The sequence below is a fragment of the Sporosarcina sp. FSL K6-1508 genome (assembly GCF_038007465.1).
GTDB classification, from domain to species: domain Bacteria; phylum Bacillota; class Bacilli; order Bacillales_A; family Planococcaceae; genus Sporosarcina; species Sporosarcina psychrophila_B.
In genome coordinates this window covers 4074202-4092542 of the sequence record NZ_JBBOXF010000001.1, presented here as the reverse complement: position 1 = coordinate 4092542, position 18341 = coordinate 4074202, and the positions used below count along the sequence as shown (strand labels likewise).

Below are 18341 nucleotides of genomic sequence, written 5' to 3'. Positions count from 1 at the left end.
GAAATATTATTTTTTCATCAGCCAAATTTATTACTAAAGGCTTTGGTTTTGTTTTGTTGGGGTTCCTAATGTGATAAAATAGTACCATATAGACAATTTACGATTATCGGGGGACATGCTGTATGAACAATCAAACCTACTTCTATCAATTTCTTGAACCGCTCTCTAAAGAACTTGCATTTGTCGCACGTGAACTTGAAAACAGTATCTTCTCTAGTCCTCGTACAATGCTTACCCACGCGAGAGCGTTCGTTGAAAATATATTGCAACAAGTCATTCTGGCAGAAAAACTACCTAATGAACAATGGACAAACCTTAAAGAACGACTCGATCTGCTAAATGACAATGGTTATTTAACACCCGATATCCGTGACGCGCTTCACCACGTTCGCCAAATCGGCAACAAAGCGGCACATGATACCCGTAGATTCCGCTATTCTGAAGCGCTCCTTTCATGGGAAGCCATCTACACAATCGTCAAATGGTACGTCGAAGTATACGGACCTGTTGACCTTATCGTACCGGAATATGTGGATCCATCACCACAAGAAAAGACGTACGCCATCAGCGAGCTAGAGGGGCGGTTGAAAGTGCTTGAGGAAATGCTAAGACAAGCACTAAATACCGAGCCAATAGATCCCGGTCAAAAAGAACCTGCCACCATACCTGTGATGATCCCGTCCGTTACAGAACAACCAGGCTTTACAACAATCCGAACACTGACATACAAAGGGCAAACACTCGACATCCCATACTTCCTGCGCGATGCTTTCCTGTTGCCGCAGCGCTTCGACAAATCCGAAACGTTCCTCATTCGTCTCGGAGCAGAGCAACAAGCACGCATCATGAGCGAACTTCCAAACGACCTCGAAGGCTTGCACAAGCACGTCAAACGCTATACCGAAAAAAATGACGAAAACCTCTTTGGGGAATTAAAAACGTTTATCGAAGAAGAGAAAGTTCGTAGACAATTACTACTGGATCGACCAGGTGAACTATTTTTCTTCTACAAAGCCGACTATATTGTTGTAACAGAAGAACTGGCCATGATTCCATTCACAGTCGATGAATTCACAGGAAGCCCAAGTCTTCTTAAACAATTGAAGGAGGACCAGATTGAAACGGTTGGGCAATTACCGAATGAGCTTGTGATCTTGGCGAAGTATGAGCATGTTGGGGTTGGGACAGTGGAGAAGGTATTTGAGCAGTTGAAGGGGAAGCAAGGAATGGAAGTAAACGTATAAGGATTAATCATGCCTGTTTGTCGCGTAGGATCTGAAATAGGTTTAGAATATTTATTTAATCAATTGCGAGATATTGGCACCCAAAGCTTGAGGGAGTAACGAGAAAGAAGAGCTTTATATATTTCTTGCGAATGATCTTAAATAAAGTATGATAGTATGATGCTGTAGTTGAAAAGAGAATTCTTATTTTCATAGGCAAAAGAATATTTTATATGAAATTCGGATAATCAATGTGTTTACCCAAATTTTTAATTAAAAAAGATAAGGAAGTACAAGTCTGTATGAAAAATCGTAAAATAAAACTAATTTTAGTCTTATCTACTGTCTTGTTATTGTTGTTTACAAGTTTAAATGTCTTTACCTCATTCGTGAAGATGAAAAAGACGGTTGAAGAGTCAATGGCCAATCAAAGTCTTGTAGCAGCAGAATCCATTGCGTCTGCGATAGATAAAGAAACGTATCAGAATTTTTTGAAGAATCCCGTGAAAAACGAATATTATTGGGAATTAACAAACTACTTAGTTGATGCAAGAGAAAAACTGGGTGCATTAGTTGTGTATACATTAAAAATCGATAATCCAAAAGTATCGAACATAATGATAGGCGGATTACCGAAGGAATTAGACGATAGCTATAGCATTGGAGTGATTTGTACAGTACCCGAAAAGCAGGTCAAAAGAGCCTTTGAAGGAAATACATATGCTACAAATGTAATTGAGGATCCCGATCATGGCTCTTATCTTTCTGTTGGAGTACCGATAAAGGATGAAGTAGGAAAGGTCATGGGATACTTAGGTATCGATATTAGTGTTGATACACTTAATGATATTAAAAGGACAGTATTGAAAAATAATATCCTTCTCTTCATCTTTAATGGTGTCTTTATTTTGGTCGTAATTGGATCCTTCTTATTATTGCAAAGATGGTATCAAAAAGAAGTGGCAAAGGAAGTCGGGTATACAGAAGATACATACCAAGCTGAACTTAAAACGTTAATCACTTCCATTTCTTCTTTAAGACATGATTTCACCAATCATATTCAGGTTTTACATGGACTACTTCAACTAGGGGAATCTAAGCAGGCTCAGCAATACGTATCATCTTTGTCAAAAGAAGTTCTGGCGATAGAATCCCTAAAGTTAAATATAGATCATCCTGGTCTTTCAATCCTATTGCAAACAAAAAAACTGGCTGCACAAAACAATCATATTGATATGAATCTTACGGTTTCTCATGATGCATTCGATAAAATAAAAACAACAGATTTAATTATAATACTGTCAAATTTAATTGATAATGCAATTGAGGCAACAATTGCATTACCTAAAGATGAACGTGAAATAACGATTAGCTGTAAAACGAATGTTACGCATTATGTATTTATGATTACGAATACTGGGCCTGAAATTATTGATCATGAACATATTTTTAAACAAGGATATTCAACAAAAAAAGCAGAACAAGGAAAGATTAGAGGGCAAGGTTTATTTATTGTGAAGGAAGTTGTGAATAGATATAATGGGAAATTCTCAATTGACTCAATAAATGAATTAGAGACTATAGCCATTGTGGAAATCCCTCTAAAGTAAATTTGACTGAGAGTGTAAACTCCCTACTACTAGTTGTGGGGAGTTTTTTCATTAATAATACAAAGTAAATCAATACCTATACGGTTTTACTTCTCTATTTGTATTATAAATTTATAATGTGAATTGTTTGTCATGGTCACAGGCTGCCTGTAACCACACAGTTTCGGAGAAATAAAAGTTGCCATGACAGAAGATGATGAAGCTACTGTTAAACGTTTCTTTAAAGAGACATCATACTTCCGTTTGCAACCTGAAAATTCATCTATGGAACCAATTATCGTTGATCAAGTAACAATCCTGGATAAAGTTGTTGGTGTATATCGTCATATCCAATAGTATTATATATACTTGATAATTGTCGTGAAAACACGTATGATTACTTAGAGCCGATATCATATCTAAACGAAAAGTGGACATTTCCATTTAGATTATCGAAAAAACCCCCTTTACCTTTATGGTTGAGGGGGTTTTTCTTTGTGCGCCGAGCATGGACGTAGTCTATAGGATGCAAGTCCTGTATAAAGACAAGCATGAGTACCATTTGGGACAAAAAATAATACCACTTCGGACAAAATCTAGTACCATCTCTGCCACAGTGATGGCTGTCTGTGAACCACACAATTCAAATTTGTTCCTTCCATGGAGCAAATCTGATTGTTGAAACAAACATGAAAGTTTCGTGCACAGGCATACACCACTCATTCACGACTGCGGTTCTTTCGACCGTGCACGATTCTTTTAACCCCGGGTGCTTTCATCGTAGAATATTGGGAATGCCGAATCCGATCGTCAATTAGTGGAAATGGTGCTCAAATCAAGCAGTTCTTTACTCTGCCCCTAGGCTTACTAGTATACTTAACTGAGGATAGAACTCATTCGTATATTTGTGTTTAGAAAAATACAAAGTATAGAAATCAATTGAATTTACTAATAGAAAGTGGGAAGATACGTGGCAATTATTCAAGTGTCTCAGCGTGAAGGATCCAACTACAAAACCATTCAGGTTGCAGTAGAGGCAGCTCTACCAGGAGATACAGTGGAAGTTGATGAAGGTGTTTATTATGAACATGTAACAATCGATAAGCTGCTCGTTCTTCGAAGTTCAGAAGGTGAAGCGAGCTCAGTTCGTCTAACAGGAAGTGTTCGTATCGCGACAACGGAAGAAGTGCGTATCGAATCGATCAGTATTGGTGGAGGCACTGGTCCAGTGGACTATGGTTTACATATCGAATCAGGAGATGTAACTCTTCACCACTGTCTTTTCTATGAGATTCAAGGAGTTGCAATGCGAGTTGATGCAGCTGCAAAAGTATCCGCAGAGCATTCGATCTTTCAAAAAAACATACAAGGGATTGAGGTATTAGGGCGTTTGGCTTTGTTCGAATGCATAGTAGAAGACACGATCAAGTCTGCACAAATTAGTGTGCGCGCGGGAGGAGAAGTCGCGGTAACGAATTCCGGAATTTTAAGTGGGCAAGAAGAAGGCCTTTGCTTGTATGAAACGAGTCGAGCAACAATCACGAAAAGTTCATTCATCGGAAATCGCGGGGTTCAACTTCGTTTGGAACAAGACAGTTCTATGGACGTAGAAAGTACGAATTTTTATTTTGGACATGTCCAAGGAATCTATTGTGATCAATCTAAGGGTGTCCTGAAAAATTGTGTCTTTAAAAACCAAACTTTGGAGCATGTAGCATTTACGAATGGATCCCATATCGAAGTCGAGGCAAGTACGTTTGAAAATGGTGAGGCTGAAGGAATGAACGTCAGTGGCTCATCAGTTGAGCTATCCGACTCACAGTTTAAAAACCAAAAAGGAGATCAAATTTCCTGTAACGAACAAAGCAAACTCTCGATTACAAAAACACAGATCCTTTCCGGTGAGTCTAGAGGAATTGTGTCCGGAAATTCCACGTGTACTCTCACCGAATCTGAAGTGAAGTACAATCAGATGACGCAACTCTCTGTGTTTACTCAAAGCGTGTTCACGATTCTGGGTTGTGAAATTGAGAGTGGAAACAATAAAGGAATTTACGTGACAAGTAGTCAAGTGACTATTTCGGATTCTCTTATTAGCCATCATAGTGGTGTACAGATTTTTGCTTCTGAACAATCGGAAGTAATTCTGTCGAATACCGCAGTAAAGAGTGGGGATAGCGCAGGGATAGTTGTGAAAGAATCCGAGTTGACGGCGGCCAATTGCATCATCTTCGGTCATAAGGGATCCAACGTTTTACTCAGTGCTGCGGCTAAAGCAGAAATTACCGATTGTAAAATATCGAGTGGCGATAAGAACGGCATACTTGCAGGTCCTGAAGTAGTTATTTCAGTAGAACGGTCAATTTTGTTCAATCATAAAAGGCCACAAATAAGAGCAACGGAATCTGCAGAAGTCTTTATAACGGAGTGTGAAATCTATGACGGTAAATCGTCAGGAATCGTCTTGAGTCAGGTGGAGCGTACTGAAGTGACGGTAACTCGAGTACATGGTCATCAAGATGATCAAATCATCTTGCAAGATTGTTCGGATGCTGTATTCACTGGGGTGCAAGTGATGAAAGGAAAGAAGGCTGGACTGAGACTCGAGCGTTCGGTTCCGGTTCTTAACGACTGTTCTGTTGAGAACAACCAAGCAGGAGATTTAGTCCGCTTTGATGACAGTGTTCCTGTGCTCACCGATACGGACTTGCAGGTTCCACCAATCACTAGTAAATTAGGCGGCAGTGCTGGACATTCCTCTACTGTAGATTCATCACCTACTGATCAGATGGATGTTTTCATGAATGGTTTGAACGGGTTTATTGGACTGGAAGATGTGAAAAACAAAATCCAGGAGTTTAAAAACGTAAGCGACATTAATCAATTCAAATTAGAGCGTGGAATGAAAGCTAATCCGATGGTAGCGCCTCATATGGTCTTTCAAGGTAATCCGGGTACTGGTAAAACGACAGTCGCTCGGCTTATAGGAAAGATTTTTAAGGAACTAGGTTTATTAAAGACAGGCCACGTAACTGAAGTGAAGCGAGAAGATCTCGTTGGAACGCATGTTGGTGAATCAGAAGAACGAACGAAAGTAATTATTAAGGAAGCGATGGGTGGCGTCCTCTTTATAGACGAAGCGTATACGCTTGCAGCAGGGGGCAATTCTAGTAATGATTTCGGAAAAAAAGTAATTGAAACGTTGCTTCCTGCAATGGAAAATTCTCGCGGTGAATTCATTGTCATCGCGGCAGGCTATACCGAAGAAATGACCCGTTTCCTAGCGTCTAATCCGGGATTGAAAGATCGTTTTACTGAAAAGATTCACTTTCAAGACTATACACCAGATGAGTTGCTTCAAATCTTCTTAAGCCAGTGTGAAGGAAGCTATGTGCTTACTCCTGCTGCTAAACAAGCAGTTTATGAGGAGTTCGTGGAACGTTATCGTATGCGCGATGAAACATTTAGTAACGCTCGAATGGCACGTATACTATACGATCAAATCGGGCTTGCTCAGTCGATGAGAATTGCGAAACTTCCGCGTGAAGAGTGGACGGAAAAGGTATTGACGACGTTTGAAGAACAAGACGTTGTACAAGCGGTACAAGAGCGTGGAGCGAAGACGTACGAAGTACCAATCGATGAAGTACTACTCGCCCATAAACGTGCAGAACTCCATCAGTTTATCGGCCTTGATTCTGTGAAGGCTGAAATAGATAAAATGATTGAATTAATGAGATACTACAAACGAGAAAATCATTCTACAGAGAAATTGATGAACCACACGCTGTTGATTGGTAAACCAGGGACAGGTAAAACCGAGGTCGGTCGTGTGCTCGCTGGTATTTATCAAGCGCTTGGATTATTAGAACGAGGCGATCTGATTGAAGTAGATCGCAGCGATTTAGTCGGTAGTCATATTGGTGAAACGGAGAAGCTGACAGCCGGGCTGATTGAACGAGCGATGGGTAGTGCGTTGTTTATTGATGAAGCGTACACACTTGCGAGTGGTGGAGAGAATGACTTCGGGAAAAAAGCAGTGGACGTGTTGCTGAAAAAAATGTCCGATCGACAAGGCGAGTTCCTATTAATTGCCGCTGGGTACGAAAAAGAAATGAATCATTTCTTAGACAGCAACCCCGGACTCCGTCGACGTTTCGGACTAACGCTCCATTTTGAAGATTATACACCAAAGGAATTAATGGAGATTACCGACCTCTATAGTAAAGGGTACAGCATAACAGATGAAGCAAAGCGTGCATTAGTTCGTCACTATGAAGAAATTTATGCGCGTAGAGATAGTCATTTTGGAAATGCCGGTCTTGCTAAAAAAATAGCGAAAGAAATGACGCGTAAAGTCGATTATCGAATGGCTGTGGCGAGCAATAAACAAAATAGGATTGCACTCGAAAAAGAAATTACGGAGGATGATTTAGTTTTGTTGGAGAGTTGAATTAATTTCATGTACATATGATACTATTCCGACGATTAACTACAATTACATATTTATAAGGCGTGGATTAGGTATTTACTATAATATCTAATCTTCTTTGGTTTTTTATTCAATTGCGTGAATTGTTCGTTGTACCAATTAGTAGAGTCTTTGCCTTCTGTCTTTGTAACTTTTGTTATTAAAATAGTGAAATGAACAAGACTTAATGATACATATCATAAAGTTCTTACCAATTCACAAAAGGAATTAACTAAAGGCATGGAAGTTGGAGATTCAATCAATATTAAATGGCCACACCCAGAAGGATTTATATATCCAACAACTAAAAAATAGAGGTGAGAACATGATTTTAGAATTACTGGCTGATATTGAAAGACTCAAAAAACTAGATGGGAGTCAATTATGTTTCCTGTAAGCGATGAAAATATTCAAACCATAAAAGAGTGGATTTCAAGAAATATAAGTGAAAATCTATGGATAAGTGAATACGGAAATTTGTTGAAAAAAGTAAATGGGCTAGAATTTAATGAATTAGTTATCTACAATGCGAATTCTGATGATGAAAATAATGGTTTTATTGGAGCGAATGAAATTTGGCGAGATAATGAATGGGATAGTAATTATTTGTTTTTTGGAGATTCAAGTATTTCTTGGTATTGCCTAGATATAGAAAATAATGTATTCCTTGAACTCGACAAGCCGAGTGGGGATATAGTGGATAAATTTAACAGTTTTGATGAAATGATCAATGAAGCAATGAAGAGTGTTTTGTAAAACATAGTATATCATCAGGCGACTTTTTAAAGCCTTGATTAAATTTCAGGTACCCACTAGCGTTGCATAGCATTCATAAATAGTGAAAAAATCGATTATACCATCTATAAAACCAAAAAAGGAAACACGTCCGTAAATGACGAATTGTTTTCTTTTTTTTTCATTAGAGTTTTTACTTAAAAAATGATCTTCAGTAATCGGGCTTACAATCGCGAAATCTTCTCCAAAACGGATTTCTGTCGGTTTGGAATCCGGTAAGCTTTGCCTTCCTTTGCTTTTCTTTAACCGACGTTTACAGGTAGTTAAAAGTTGGCTGTTTGAATTAAACATATAGAGACGAAATACCCTTAAAAATTCCCATACTGATAAATTGAGCATATTTTAAAAAAGTAGGGGGTTTTGGCGTTTCCCCTGAACTTGATTTAGAACCGATGAACGACGGAATCATTGTAAAAGCCTTTATTACGGACTTCGAAAAGGACTCTTAATGAGTTCTATTTTTAACCGAATAAATATAAAAGTTTTACAATCAGAAATCACACTACAATTGCATAAATTAAAAGAAGAAGTCAACCATCTTAGCTTTTTGGTTGGCTTCTTTCTGTATTGATCTAACTTATCCTTGTGATTGCGCCCAGACTAAATTGAAATGCATGTTTGGCATTCATCCGGCCACTTATAAAAGAGGAGGGGCTTCCGCTGAATTAAGTTAAAAATTCCTTCGAAAGTACGGTGTTTTTTTCAGCACGATACAGACAGGAATCGCGATGAATAAACCGACTACATTTTGAATGATGTCCCCTGGAATGGATGCCAATGGCGCTACCCAGTTATTGTACATGAAACCTTGGCCAACATAGTAGACCGCCAACATCACAGGCATAGACACAATTGCCGCTAAAATGTTAAATCCAAGGTTGTCGCCCCGATGCCCCATCGACCAAGCAATTTTTCCAACGATGAAACCTTGTAATGCGCGGGCAACGATTGTAATGGGCGCCCAAATTAACCAGCCACCTAAGACATCGAATAAGCCCATCCCGATTGCTCCGGCGAGTGCCCCTTTTTTAGGGCCGAATAAAATTGCCGAGATGAAAAGCATGGATGTCCCTAAATGGATCAGGCCGCCTTGTCCGATCGGGAGTTTAATATTAATAAACAATGTTGAAACTAAAACAAGCGTTGCTAAAATCGCTGTTAAGACTAAATCAAATGTTTTCGTTCGCGTATTGTTATAGGATTGATTTTGTATATTTTGCATCTGAACTTGATCTCCCTCACTAAAGTTGATTTTTTTGATTACTTTTACTTTAGCAAAGGACTGACCATTGTAAAAGTGTCACTTTCATTAAAATTTAGAGGGTCAGATTGTTTTGTCTGTAAAATAATATTTCATTTCAACCTATATTAATTGGTGCATTTTCGCCTCTGCCTTATTATGATACGATGAAGAGAGTACAAGTAGGATTAGTTAGGTGGCGAATAGGATTAAAAAAGTTGCTGTAATTCAGGATATGTCATCCTTTGGGAAATGCTCTTTAACCGCTGTAATACCTGTGCTTTCAGTGATGGGTGTTCAGGCAGTGCCATTGCCAACTGCAATTTTAACCGCGCAGACTGGGTATCCAAGCTTTTATTGTGAGGATTTAACGTCAAAAATGGACTGTTTTGTAGAGGAATGGAGAAAACTTGGTGCAACCTTTGATGGCATTCATACAGGCTTTGTGACAGGAAAAGAGCAAATTGATAAGATATTTCAGTTTTTACAGGTGTTTCATTCTAGTGAAACGAAGCTACTTGTCGATCCTGTAATGGGCGATTCGGGCGAGGTATATAAAATGTTTACTGGCGAGTTGCTTGATCGTATGAAGGATTTAGTGAAGTGCGCAGACATTGTTACGCCAAATATTACAGAGTGTTGCTTGCTTACAGGGGTGTCGTATGAGAAGCTACAGAGCTATCGAAATGATTCAGATTATATTAAGGTGCTAGAGGAGGCGGGCCATCAGTTACAGCATGTAACAGGGGCGAACGTCATAATTACTGGGTTGAATCCGCCGTCAGCAGATGCGAACAAACGCTATATAGGCAATATGTATGTCGATGCAAATCATTCCTATTATCGTATCCGGGATTATAACGGCGAGAGCTATTCGGGAACGGGTGATTTGTTTGCATCAGTCATTATGGGTGGTATGATGCGGGGACAGGATTTAGTGGAGTCCATGAAGCTTGCGGAGGCATTTTTAGCCGCCGCGATTGAAGCTACGTCAAAGGAGCAAGTTCCGCGCGAGGCAGGCGTGAATTACGAACAATTTTTGCGCATGTTGCTTTAGTTGGTTGACAGTTACCTATTAACAAATCAAGCGTAAATTTAGATTTTTTATCTAAATAAAAATAGTATGTAATGACTAAAAATTGGACGTTTGCAGACGTTTAGGTCTTTTTACGTTAATTTATTATGTATTTACCAAAAAGGAATCTGCTCGTGCACGATTGAACGGTTAGATTCCTTTTTGCTATTTCTATTTTCCCACGAAACTTCTTCTATCCGTTTTTTTTATCTCTCCCAATCTTCCGGTGTAGCCGTAGACTTCTTTTTGGTTTACATCATGCACTTCATTTTCAACCTAATGAAAAATAAATAGCACCATTTTGTATCCTTTTTCGAGAATGTTGTCTATATAAAGAGCGATAAGGATTTTTCGTCTAGGCAAAAGAAGTTGTGCTGCCTTCAAAACGCTGCCAAGTAGGTGGAATTCTTTTTGTGATTTATTCGAAATGGGGGATGTTTGATGAATTTATTAATAAAAGAGTCGCCGTTTCAAGCGCTACCATCACTTGCAATACAAGTTGGATTGAATGTGGCAATTTAATTTTACTCCAATAATTCCATTTTGATCGCTCATCTCGACATTACTCGGGATGGGCATAAGTGGGTTTGCAAAACATATGAAGAGTGAAAAAACGTAGAATTTCCATTTTGGTCTGTCAATACCACATCCTACCCAAGAGGAAGTGCAAGTTGCCCCTTTTACAGAAGGCAAAGTGCCCTTAGCAATAACCAAAGAGAATAAAAGAATTAAAAAAGAACTAGTCGAGAACAATCTCGACGTAGTTTCTGTTATTGATTATTTCAATGACAAAGCAAACAAGCAATTTAAAGCATATTCAAAGGCGACAATGTGTTTACGTGAAAGGCACACAGTGGTGGATTGCAAAAAAAGTAATTGATACGAAAGTGAAAGTATGGCTATAGGCTCCTCGTTGGCAACAGTATTTACGCCCTTCCACATTGTTCAAAGTGACGAATTTTGAAAGCTTTTGGAACAAGCGAGAAGCTGGAATTCGGGTACCAGGTTATAAAACAACTCTGAATTGGTTTATAACCTGGTACCTTCCACTTCTTAGAAATACACACGCATCACCGCGACATGTTCCGAGAGACGGCAAAACGATGGATGAATGCCGATTGGGTACTGACGAAGGTTTTTCATTTTATACTTCCATCTTAACAAATTTGTTGCGTATTGTATTATATGGTAATTACACACCTCGTATATAATAGATAGTAAGAGTTTTCAGTAATGACTTTATTTTTTTATAAAGGAGATGGTGAAAATGAGGCGAATGGGGTTTGAACGACCGACAGAGCATTATGATGAACGAATTGAAACGATTGATGAACAACTATGTGCGTTGGTGAAACAACGAAAAGAGATGTCGAATAATAATCCTGGTTTTCCGGCAAATGAACGTATATCGACATGGGCGAAAGAATATCAGTTTGATGAGGCATTTTTAAACGTTCTTTTCGGGCATTTGTTTACAGAAGATTTGTATGGACCTGTTGTTGAACCAAAAGAATTTCTAAAAAACATTCCCGTTTTACGATCATTTGAAAAAGATGATTTGTTTTGTATGGTGACATTCGTGAGGCAATATGCCAATGCGAGTGTGGTGTCTCTCACGATAGATCGAGAGGCGTCTGAAGATATCCAAGGAGAGTTTGTCCAGCATGACTTTTTTGAGCTGTCAGTAGAGGAACAAAAAGGGACGGACTATACGTGTCGAAGTGATGGAGGGGGAGGTTCTGGTGGGCATATGGCGTATTCATACATTGTATCCCCATCTTTACCTGATGACCTTTCGATGGTGACGTTTCTGTTCAAAAAAGAAAAAGCGCCTTTTGGATCAAAAGCAACTCCATTTGAGTTTGTGATAACCGTAGAGTGAACAACACTGGTTAAGCGTTCGGTGGTGGGTGTGGGCGATTATTAAAATTGATAGATTGCTATTGTAACCTGGTACCTTTCACTAGTAAATTTATTGAAGTATAAACAACCATAATAGTTCGCCATATAGATGCCCTTTACCATTCCATACAAAAAGGAGAAAAAGTGAAAGCTAATGAAACGAATTTACTAAAGTTCCTATAAAGAAGTAAACAATTCCTTATTCCGATCTATCAAAGAAAATATGGTTGGACGATCACACAGTGCCAACAGCTTTGGGAAGACGTCTTGCCTGTCTAACAAGATGAACAGATTAAAGCTCATTTCATCGGTTCCACTGTTTCCATCGGAAGAGGGATTTATAATGTCTCAGCAGTCCCTCAATTATTGGTGATTTCACTAGCGTCGCATTAAGATAAAATAACTTGTAAGAAGGCTAATTGGAAATTTCTTCGATTACCTTTATGCGATATTTATGCGACGCTAGTGATCTACTATCTATATAACTTAAAAGGTACCCCTTTAAATTGTACTATTATTGCTAGCTACTTTTGCTTTAATACTACTACTCTTTCCCATCGGATATCAATGTAGAGCGATCATCCAAATAACGATATAAAGTGGATTTACTAATTCCAGTCGCTTCTTTTATGTCATATAACGTATAGGTCTTACTGTCATACATTGCAAAAGCCAACTGTAAATTATCATCTGGTTTTCGTGGACGACCAATCGATTTACCTTGCTGTTTAGCAGCTTGTAGCGTAAATGTAGAAGATTGGCTTAGAAATTTAGATTGTAAATCCGCAAAAAAAGCAGCACTTTGAAGTAGTGAAGCTTTTTGTATTGTTTGATTGGTTAATTGTTCATCGAGGAAGTGAATAGCGATTTGATCTCGTTCTGCTAGTCGTAAAATATCTAAAAGCTGCTGCAGGGAATCAGCTAATACTACAATATTTTGGACGAATAGTTCATCATCTTTTTTGAGCGCCATTAATAAGTGTTCAAGCTCTGTTCTTTTCCTGGCAAGTCCATGTGTTTCTTTAAATAATGTATCAATGAAAAGTGCATTTAATTGGTGGGCGCAATGTTGATCCAAGACTATCGGACGTATATATCCGTATTTCATTTTTTCGCTCCTAACTTCCCAAAAGTATTACCTTATGGGAATAAAAATGATATGATATTAACATTCTAACATTGGCATAAGCTTTTTTATAATTTTAGACTTCATGAAAGGGGAACAGTATGTATACTTTAAAACAACAATGGTTTGGGAATGTGCGTGCGGATATTTTAGCGGGTATTGTTGTAGGACTGGCACTCATTCCTGAAGCATTGGCTTTTGCGTTCATTGTGGGTGTAGACCCACGTGTCGCGTTATATGCTTCGTTTACAATTGCGGTCATTATTTCATTTGTAGGTGGGCGACCTGGTTTAATTTCAGCTGCGACAGGTGCGATGGCTTTAGTGCTCGTCAGCTTAATGGCGGATCATGGTCTACAATATGTCCTTGCAGCCACAATTTTAACAGGAATTATTCAATTAATACTCGGAGGATTTGGTGTTGCGAATTTAATGCGCTTCATCCCAAACTCCGTCATGCTTGGATTTGTGAATGCACTAGGGATTATGATTTTCATTACGCAAATGCCTTATTTACTGGGGTCAAACAGTATGACCTATCTATTTGCGATTGTTACATTAATTTTAGTGTACGCGGTTCCACGATTTTTCACGGCTATTCCTGCACCTCTTGTTGCGATTGTCGTTATGACTTGTATTGCACTCATAAGTGGTGTGAAGTTACAGACAATAGGTGATCTTGGAACAATGCCAAATTCATTACCGGTTTTTTTCCTTCCAGATATTCCACTTAACTTTGAAACGTTAAAAATCATATTCCCTTATTCTTTGGCTTTATCGATTGTTGGTTTATTGGAATCACTACTTACTTCCCAAGTATTGGATGATCTGACTGATACGTCGAGTAATAAAAATAAAGAAGCACGTGGCCAAGGGATCGCCAACTTTATTACTGGTTTTTTCGGTGGGATGGCCGGTTGTGCTTTGATTGGTCAATCAATCATCAATATTAAATCAGGTGGACGAGGACGCTTATCGACATTGACCGCGGGTGTATTTCTAATGTTTTTAATTATTGTTTTAGGTGATGTAGTTATCAAAATTCCAATGCCCGTTCTTGTCGGGGTGATGATTATGGTTAGTATTACAACATTTAATTGGGGTTCGTTTAAGTTTCTGAAACAAGCGCCTAAATCGGAATCACTTGTTATGCTCATTACAGTTGCGATTATTTTATATACACATAATTTAGCGATTGGTGTTGTTAGTGGTGTTATATTAAGTGCGCTATTCTTTGTTGCAAAAATTTCGCGTGTGACAGTGACGCATGATTTAGATGGGTATCAAGTAAAAGGTCCTTTGTTTTTTGCCTCAACTACAAAATTTATTCAGTCATTCGATAACGTTTCAGAAAATGAAATCGTCATTAATTTTGAAAATAGTCAGCTGTGGGATGAATCTGCGGTAGGTGCAATAGTTAAAGTGAAACAGAAGCTCGAGCAAAAAGATGTGAAGGTACAGATTCAAGGGTTGAATTCCTCAAGTGAACAATTGTACAAACGATTAACCTAAGGGAGGAATCTATATGAGGATTGCTGTAGCCATTGATGGGTCAGAAAACGCTTTACGTGCAGCAAAATATGCTATTACGCTTGTCCAATACCTATCCGAGACGCATTTAGAAGTTATTTATGTATCGGATTATGATAAGGCGAAAGATGAGCGACTGTTATCGCAAAGTCCAGAGAGCTTAACATTAAAACGAGAGCAAAAAGTGCATCCTGTTTTAAAAATAGCAAAAGACGCAGGAGTAAAGACGAAGCTTATCACGTTAAAAGGAAATCCGAGTCAAGAAATAATAAAGTATGTGAATTCTGAAGAAATTGACCAACTTGTCATCGGGAGCCGCGGCTTAAATACTTTTCAAGAAATGGTACTCGGTAGCGTTAGTCATAAAGTAATGAAGCATGTGGATTGTCCGATTACAATTGTTAAATAAAAGCTTTCTTTCCCACCCAATACTATATGAAGTGATGACTTAAATTTAGTGCCTATGCATCAAAATGAGGGATTAACCTATGAAGTATCCTCTTCTTTGCGTGCAGTCGCCCGCTTCAGCATAAATTCTCCCACCTTCCAAAACTTTTAAAAATACGTTTGAAACTTTTTCTGGAAATCTTCGTCTGTACGTTGCTTAACTGACAGTGGAAGTAGAAATAGGAGGAAGTTAAATGAAGAAGTGCAGAATGTTTATCGCAATCATGGCGGCAGCTGTTGCTATTTCTGCCATCGTTTTACCAATGCAGGCAGAAGCGGTAGTGAAGGGGCCGTTTAAGGACATATCCAAGAACAGCCCGTATTATGAGATCATCCATGAAATGCGGGACCGGCATATTATCAGTGGTTACGAAAATGGGGAATTTAGGCCGAATGAGGTCATCACAAGAAAACATGCGGCAGCCCTCGTCAACCGTGCGACAAAATTGCCAGCAACAAAGCATTTCGTTCCGTTCAAGGACGTATCCACGAAGAATGCCTTTTTCAATGACGTGAAGAAATTACAGCAAGCCGGTATTTTTGAACCTGATTCGAAGGGCAACTTCTACCCGAATAAACCGATTAACCGCGCAGAAATGGCAAAGGTACTAACGATCGCATATGATCTGAAAGTGAAAGTGGAACTGGATTTCATGGACGTGCCGAAAGACCATCCGGCAAACAAGTATATCCGAGCGTTATATTCGAATGGGATAACAACAGGGGATTTTGGGTTCTATAATCCGGACAAACCCATTACAAGAGCGCATTATGCCGTATTTCTACATCGATTGTTGCATATGGACGATCCCATCGATCCAGCGGCACCAGCACAACGGATCCTCGGGCAGTTTGCGGGCATTTCTGCGCAAGAGCTGGAGAGAAATTCCGGCACGATGGCCAATACGATGCTACGAATGCTTGCGCAAAAAGTGACGAGTCATCCATCCGATTATCTCATTACGGACGTGTTAGAGAATGGATGGGCGGAAGTGAATAGCTACTCCGCAGGCCATGCATCCGGACAAATGGCTAAGGAAAACATCCTCTATTTAAAAAGATTTGCTCCGAAGGGGTCTGAACTAGAAGGCATTTTGAATAAATGGTTGGATGGTGACTTTTCTCAAGTTAAAGATGACTATTTTGAATTGAGACGCATTGGAGACCCGGAATACGGGAATTGTGATATTTGTGAAGACCATTCTTCTATTCATATCAGGACCCAAAGAGCTGAAGAACATTTTGTGAACACCATCTATGGAGAAGAGGGATTACAACGGCATCGGTTGCAGTGGTATAAAGCGGGTTAACACTATCAAGCGCTAGGCACCAATTCAAACGGGTGCCTGGTCTTTTATGTGTTTTATTGTGAAAGGTGCCAGGTTCCAACACAATTTAGAATTGTGTTGGAACCTGGCACCGTTTCTTTTCAGACTTTCACATCATCATAGATTGACAACGTACGCTGTAGTGAATGTAGCTGTTCGTCGTTCAAGGGAATCATCGGCAAACGAACACTGCCGACTTGAATTCCTCTTAGGTTCAATGCCGCTTTTAATGGTGACGGATTCGGAGCGGCAAAAAGTGCATTCATCAGTGGCAACAGTTTACGGTGATCTGACGCCGCTTCTTTGACGTTGCCCATTTTGAAATTTTGGATCATTGTTTGCATTTCATTGCCTACAATATGAGATGCGACGGAAACAACGCCAACACCACCAATTGATAAGACGGGGATTGTTAAGCCATCGTCGCCGCTGTACAAGGAAAATCCTGTCGGTGTCTGTTCAATAATTTCAGCTATTGCATCTAAATTTCCACTCGCTTCTTTAACCGCGACGATATTAGGAATTGCAGCAAGGCGTACGACTGTATCGACAGCAATATTGACCAACGTTCGTCCTGGCACATTGTATAACATGACTGGTAAAGAAGTGGCTGCCGCAATTGTTTGAAAGTGTTGGAACATCCCTTCTTGGCACGGCTTATTATAATATGGAACGACGAGCATAACGCCATCAACACCGACATCTTCTGCTAACATTGTCAGTTCAACAGATTCTCTTGTATTGTTTGAGCCCGTTCCGGCAATTACGGGCACTCTTCCATTGACGACTTTTACCACAAACTTGAACAATTGTACCTTTTCCGTATTCGTTAACGTCGGAGATTCTCCGGTTGTGCCTGACACGACTAGACTATCTGTTCCGTTGGCTATTAAATGCTCAATTAAGTTCCTTGTCGCTTCAAAATCAATATCCCCGTGCTCATTAAAAGGAGTCACCATAGCTGTTACAACTTGTCCGAAATTCATCATTTCTCCACATCCTATTCATATTTGGTAGATACAATAGAGGGAGAAGGGCAATTTATCAATCTCGCCTCGGCGTGATTGCGTCCGGATTTTTTCGAGCGGGAGGCCTACACGATGTAGGTCATGCAGTCGTTGCGAATCGAACAGCGAAAGGTTCTATTTACCGTATTTCTGCGTTCTTTGCAGAAATTAAGGCACTTTCCGTCGCGAACTTAGTCTGCCATCCTTTACTTCCCTCGAAAATTCGTGACATTTGCCGGAGGCTTTAACTTGAATCGGCGTTCTTTGCCGATCCAAGATAAATGAACGCAAAAAGCAACAACGAGGGGTCGCTGTTGCAGTGAAATAATAGATTATTTCTTTGCATAAGATAGCCCTCCATATAGTCTCCTATATGACAATTCTGTGCTTATTCAACCCAGAACCAGCTTTGAGAAAATGAGCATCTCTCCACTTCGGCAAATCCCCCTTTCCACAGTCTTCATAGGACCTCATTATCCTCTGATTGTGTACTGATGGTCTTTGCGCCTCTATCCTTACTTCAAGATTTTGAAATAAGTAAATGTTTAATTGTTTTCACTTTACACGGAATTCGGTACAATTGCAAGTCGAAAAAGAAAATAACGTTCG

The 18341-nt window shown here is 39.4% G+C and carries 15 protein-coding genes, 1 pseudogene and 1 riboswitch; of the genes and pseudogenes, 12 read left to right on the top strand and 4 right to left on the bottom strand.

Going from position 1 to position 18341, the window contains the following annotated elements; translation table 11 throughout:
- The first annotated feature begins 122 nt into the window (after positions 1-122).
- The 5 genes and pseudogenes from MKZ11_RS21040 (at position 123) to MKZ11_RS21020 (ending at position 8039) form a co-directional block, all read left to right on the top strand.
- On the top strand, positions 123-1244 hold the full coding sequence (locus MKZ11_RS21040) for a DUF4145 domain-containing protein (RefSeq protein WP_340796300.1): 1122 nt from the start codon (positions 123-125) through the stop codon (positions 1242-1244).
- A gap of 281 nt (positions 1245-1525) precedes the next feature.
- A complete protein-coding gene (locus tag MKZ11_RS21035) occupies positions 1526-2833 on the top strand; it encodes a sensor histidine kinase (RefSeq protein WP_340796299.1) in 1308 nt (435 codons plus the stop codon).
- Positions 2834-2998: 165 nt separating this feature from the next.
- Positions 2999-3169: pseudogene (locus MKZ11_RS21030) on the top strand (LexA family protein); the annotation flags it as partial.
- A 613-nt stretch (positions 3170-3782) separates the two neighbouring features.
- Positions 3783-7265 carry a right-handed parallel beta-helix repeat-containing protein gene (locus MKZ11_RS21025; RefSeq protein ID WP_340796298.1) on the top strand — a complete coding sequence of 1161 codons (3483 nt, stop codon included), beginning with the start codon at positions 3783-3785 and terminating at the stop codon, positions 7263-7265.
- Between the two features lie 402 nt (positions 7266-7667).
- Positions 7668-8039, top strand: a complete 372-nt coding sequence (locus tag MKZ11_RS21020) for a YrhA family protein (protein ID WP_340796297.1) — start codon at positions 7668-7670, stop codon at positions 8037-8039.
- 45 nt (positions 8040-8084) lie between these two features.
- Here MKZ11_RS21020 and MKZ11_RS21015 read toward each other — a convergent pair whose 3' ends face one another.
- Positions 8085-8369: a hypothetical protein gene (locus MKZ11_RS21015; protein WP_340796296.1), complete on the bottom strand. Its 285-nt coding sequence runs from the start codon at positions 8367-8369 to the stop codon at positions 8085-8087.
- Positions 8370-8748: 379 nt separating this feature from the next.
- Positions 8749-9300 carry an ECF transporter S component gene (locus MKZ11_RS21010; protein WP_340796295.1) on the bottom strand — a complete coding sequence of 184 codons (552 nt, stop codon included), beginning with the start codon at positions 9298-9300 and terminating at the stop codon, positions 8749-8751.
- Between the two features lie 226 nt (positions 9301-9526).
- Here MKZ11_RS21010 and MKZ11_RS21005 point away from each other — a divergent pair, with 226 nt between their 5' ends.
- From MKZ11_RS21005 to MKZ11_RS20990, 4 genes are all read left to right on the top strand, one after another.
- The gene (locus tag MKZ11_RS21005) at positions 9527-10375 is read left to right on the top strand and encodes a pyridoxamine kinase (protein ID WP_340797076.1); all 849 of its coding nucleotides are present in this window, start codon (positions 9527-9529) and stop codon (positions 10373-10375) included.
- A gap of 968 nt (positions 10376-11343) precedes the next feature.
- Positions 11344-11604, top strand: a complete 261-nt coding sequence (locus tag MKZ11_RS21000) for a hypothetical protein (RefSeq protein ID WP_340796294.1) — start codon at positions 11344-11346, stop codon at positions 11602-11604.
- Between the two features lie 56 nt (positions 11605-11660).
- Positions 11661-12275, top strand: coding sequence for a hypothetical protein (locus MKZ11_RS20995; protein WP_340796293.1), 615 nt, complete (start codon positions 11661-11663; stop codon positions 12273-12275).
- 221 nt (positions 12276-12496) lie between these two features.
- Positions 12497-12574, top strand: a complete 78-nt coding sequence (locus MKZ11_RS20990; RefSeq protein ID WP_340797075.1) for a hypothetical protein — start codon at positions 12497-12499, stop codon at positions 12572-12574.
- A gap of 265 nt (positions 12575-12839) precedes the next feature.
- Here the strand turns inward: MKZ11_RS20990 and MKZ11_RS20985 are convergent, their stop codons facing one another.
- Entirely contained in the window at positions 12840-13403 is a 564-nt protein-coding gene (locus MKZ11_RS20985) for a recombinase family protein (RefSeq protein WP_340796292.1), read from the bottom strand.
- Between the two features lie 119 nt (positions 13404-13522).
- On the opposite strand from MKZ11_RS20985, the gene MKZ11_RS20980 reads away from it, so the two are divergent.
- The 3 genes from MKZ11_RS20980 (at position 13523) to MKZ11_RS20970 (ending at position 16707) form a co-directional block, all read left to right on the top strand.
- On the top strand, positions 13523-14932 hold the full coding sequence (locus tag MKZ11_RS20980) for a SulP family inorganic anion transporter (RefSeq protein WP_340796291.1): 1410 nt from the start codon (positions 13523-13525) through the stop codon (positions 14930-14932).
- 13 nt (positions 14933-14945) lie between these two features.
- A complete protein-coding gene (locus MKZ11_RS20975) occupies positions 14946-15359 on the top strand; it encodes a universal stress protein (RefSeq protein ID WP_340796290.1) in 414 nt (137 codons plus the stop codon).
- 232 nt (positions 15360-15591) lie between these two features.
- Positions 15592-16707, top strand: a complete 1116-nt coding sequence (locus MKZ11_RS20970) for an S-layer homology domain-containing protein (RefSeq protein ID WP_340796289.1) — start codon at positions 15592-15594, stop codon at positions 16705-16707.
- A 119-nt stretch (positions 16708-16826) separates the two neighbouring features.
- Here MKZ11_RS20970 and dapA read toward each other — a convergent pair whose 3' ends face one another.
- On the bottom strand, positions 16827-17711 hold the full coding sequence (gene dapA, locus MKZ11_RS20965; RefSeq protein ID WP_340797074.1) for a 4-hydroxy-tetrahydrodipicolinate synthase: 885 nt from the start codon (positions 17709-17711) through the stop codon (positions 16827-16829).
- Positions 17712-18074: 363 nt separating this feature from the next.
- Positions 18075-18252: riboswitch (Lysine riboswitch) on the bottom strand.
- Between the last annotated feature and the right edge of the window lie 89 nt (positions 18253-18341).

Bases quoted from the DNA above. Each gene is read 5' to 3' on its own strand.
- MKZ11_RS21040 (WP_340796300.1), top strand. From the start codon at position 123: ATGAACAATCAAACCTACTTCTATCAATTTCTTGAACCGCTCTCTAAA.
- MKZ11_RS21035 (WP_340796299.1), top strand. From the start codon at position 1,526: ATGAAAAATCGTAAAATAAAACTAATTTTAGTCTTATCTACTGTCTTG.
- MKZ11_RS21020 (WP_340796297.1), top strand. From the start codon at position 7,668: ATGTTTCCTGTAAGCGATGAAAATATTCAAACCATAAAAGAGTGGATT.
- MKZ11_RS21015 (WP_340796296.1), bottom strand. From the start codon at position 8,369: ATGTTTAATTCAAACAGCCAACTTTTAACTACCTGTAAACGTCGGTTA.
- MKZ11_RS21010 (WP_340796295.1), bottom strand. From the start codon at position 9,300: ATGCAAAATATACAAAATCAATCCTATAACAATACGCGAACGAAAACA.
- MKZ11_RS20995 (WP_340796293.1), top strand. From the start codon at position 11,661: ATGAGGCGAATGGGGTTTGAACGACCGACAGAGCATTATGATGAACGA.
- MKZ11_RS20985 (WP_340796292.1), bottom strand. From the start codon at position 13,403: ATGAAATACGGATATATACGTCCGATAGTCTTGGATCAACATTGCGCC.
- MKZ11_RS20980 (WP_340796291.1), top strand. From the start codon at position 13,523: ATGTATACTTTAAAACAACAATGGTTTGGGAATGTGCGTGCGGATATT.
- MKZ11_RS20975 (WP_340796290.1), top strand. From the start codon at position 14,946: ATGAGGATTGCTGTAGCCATTGATGGGTCAGAAAACGCTTTACGTGCA.
- MKZ11_RS20970 (WP_340796289.1), top strand. From the start codon at position 15,592: ATGAAGAAGTGCAGAATGTTTATCGCAATCATGGCGGCAGCTGTTGCT.
- dapA (WP_340797074.1), bottom strand. From the start codon at position 17,711: ATGAATTTCGGACAAGTTGTAACAGCTATGGTGACTCCTTTTAATGAG.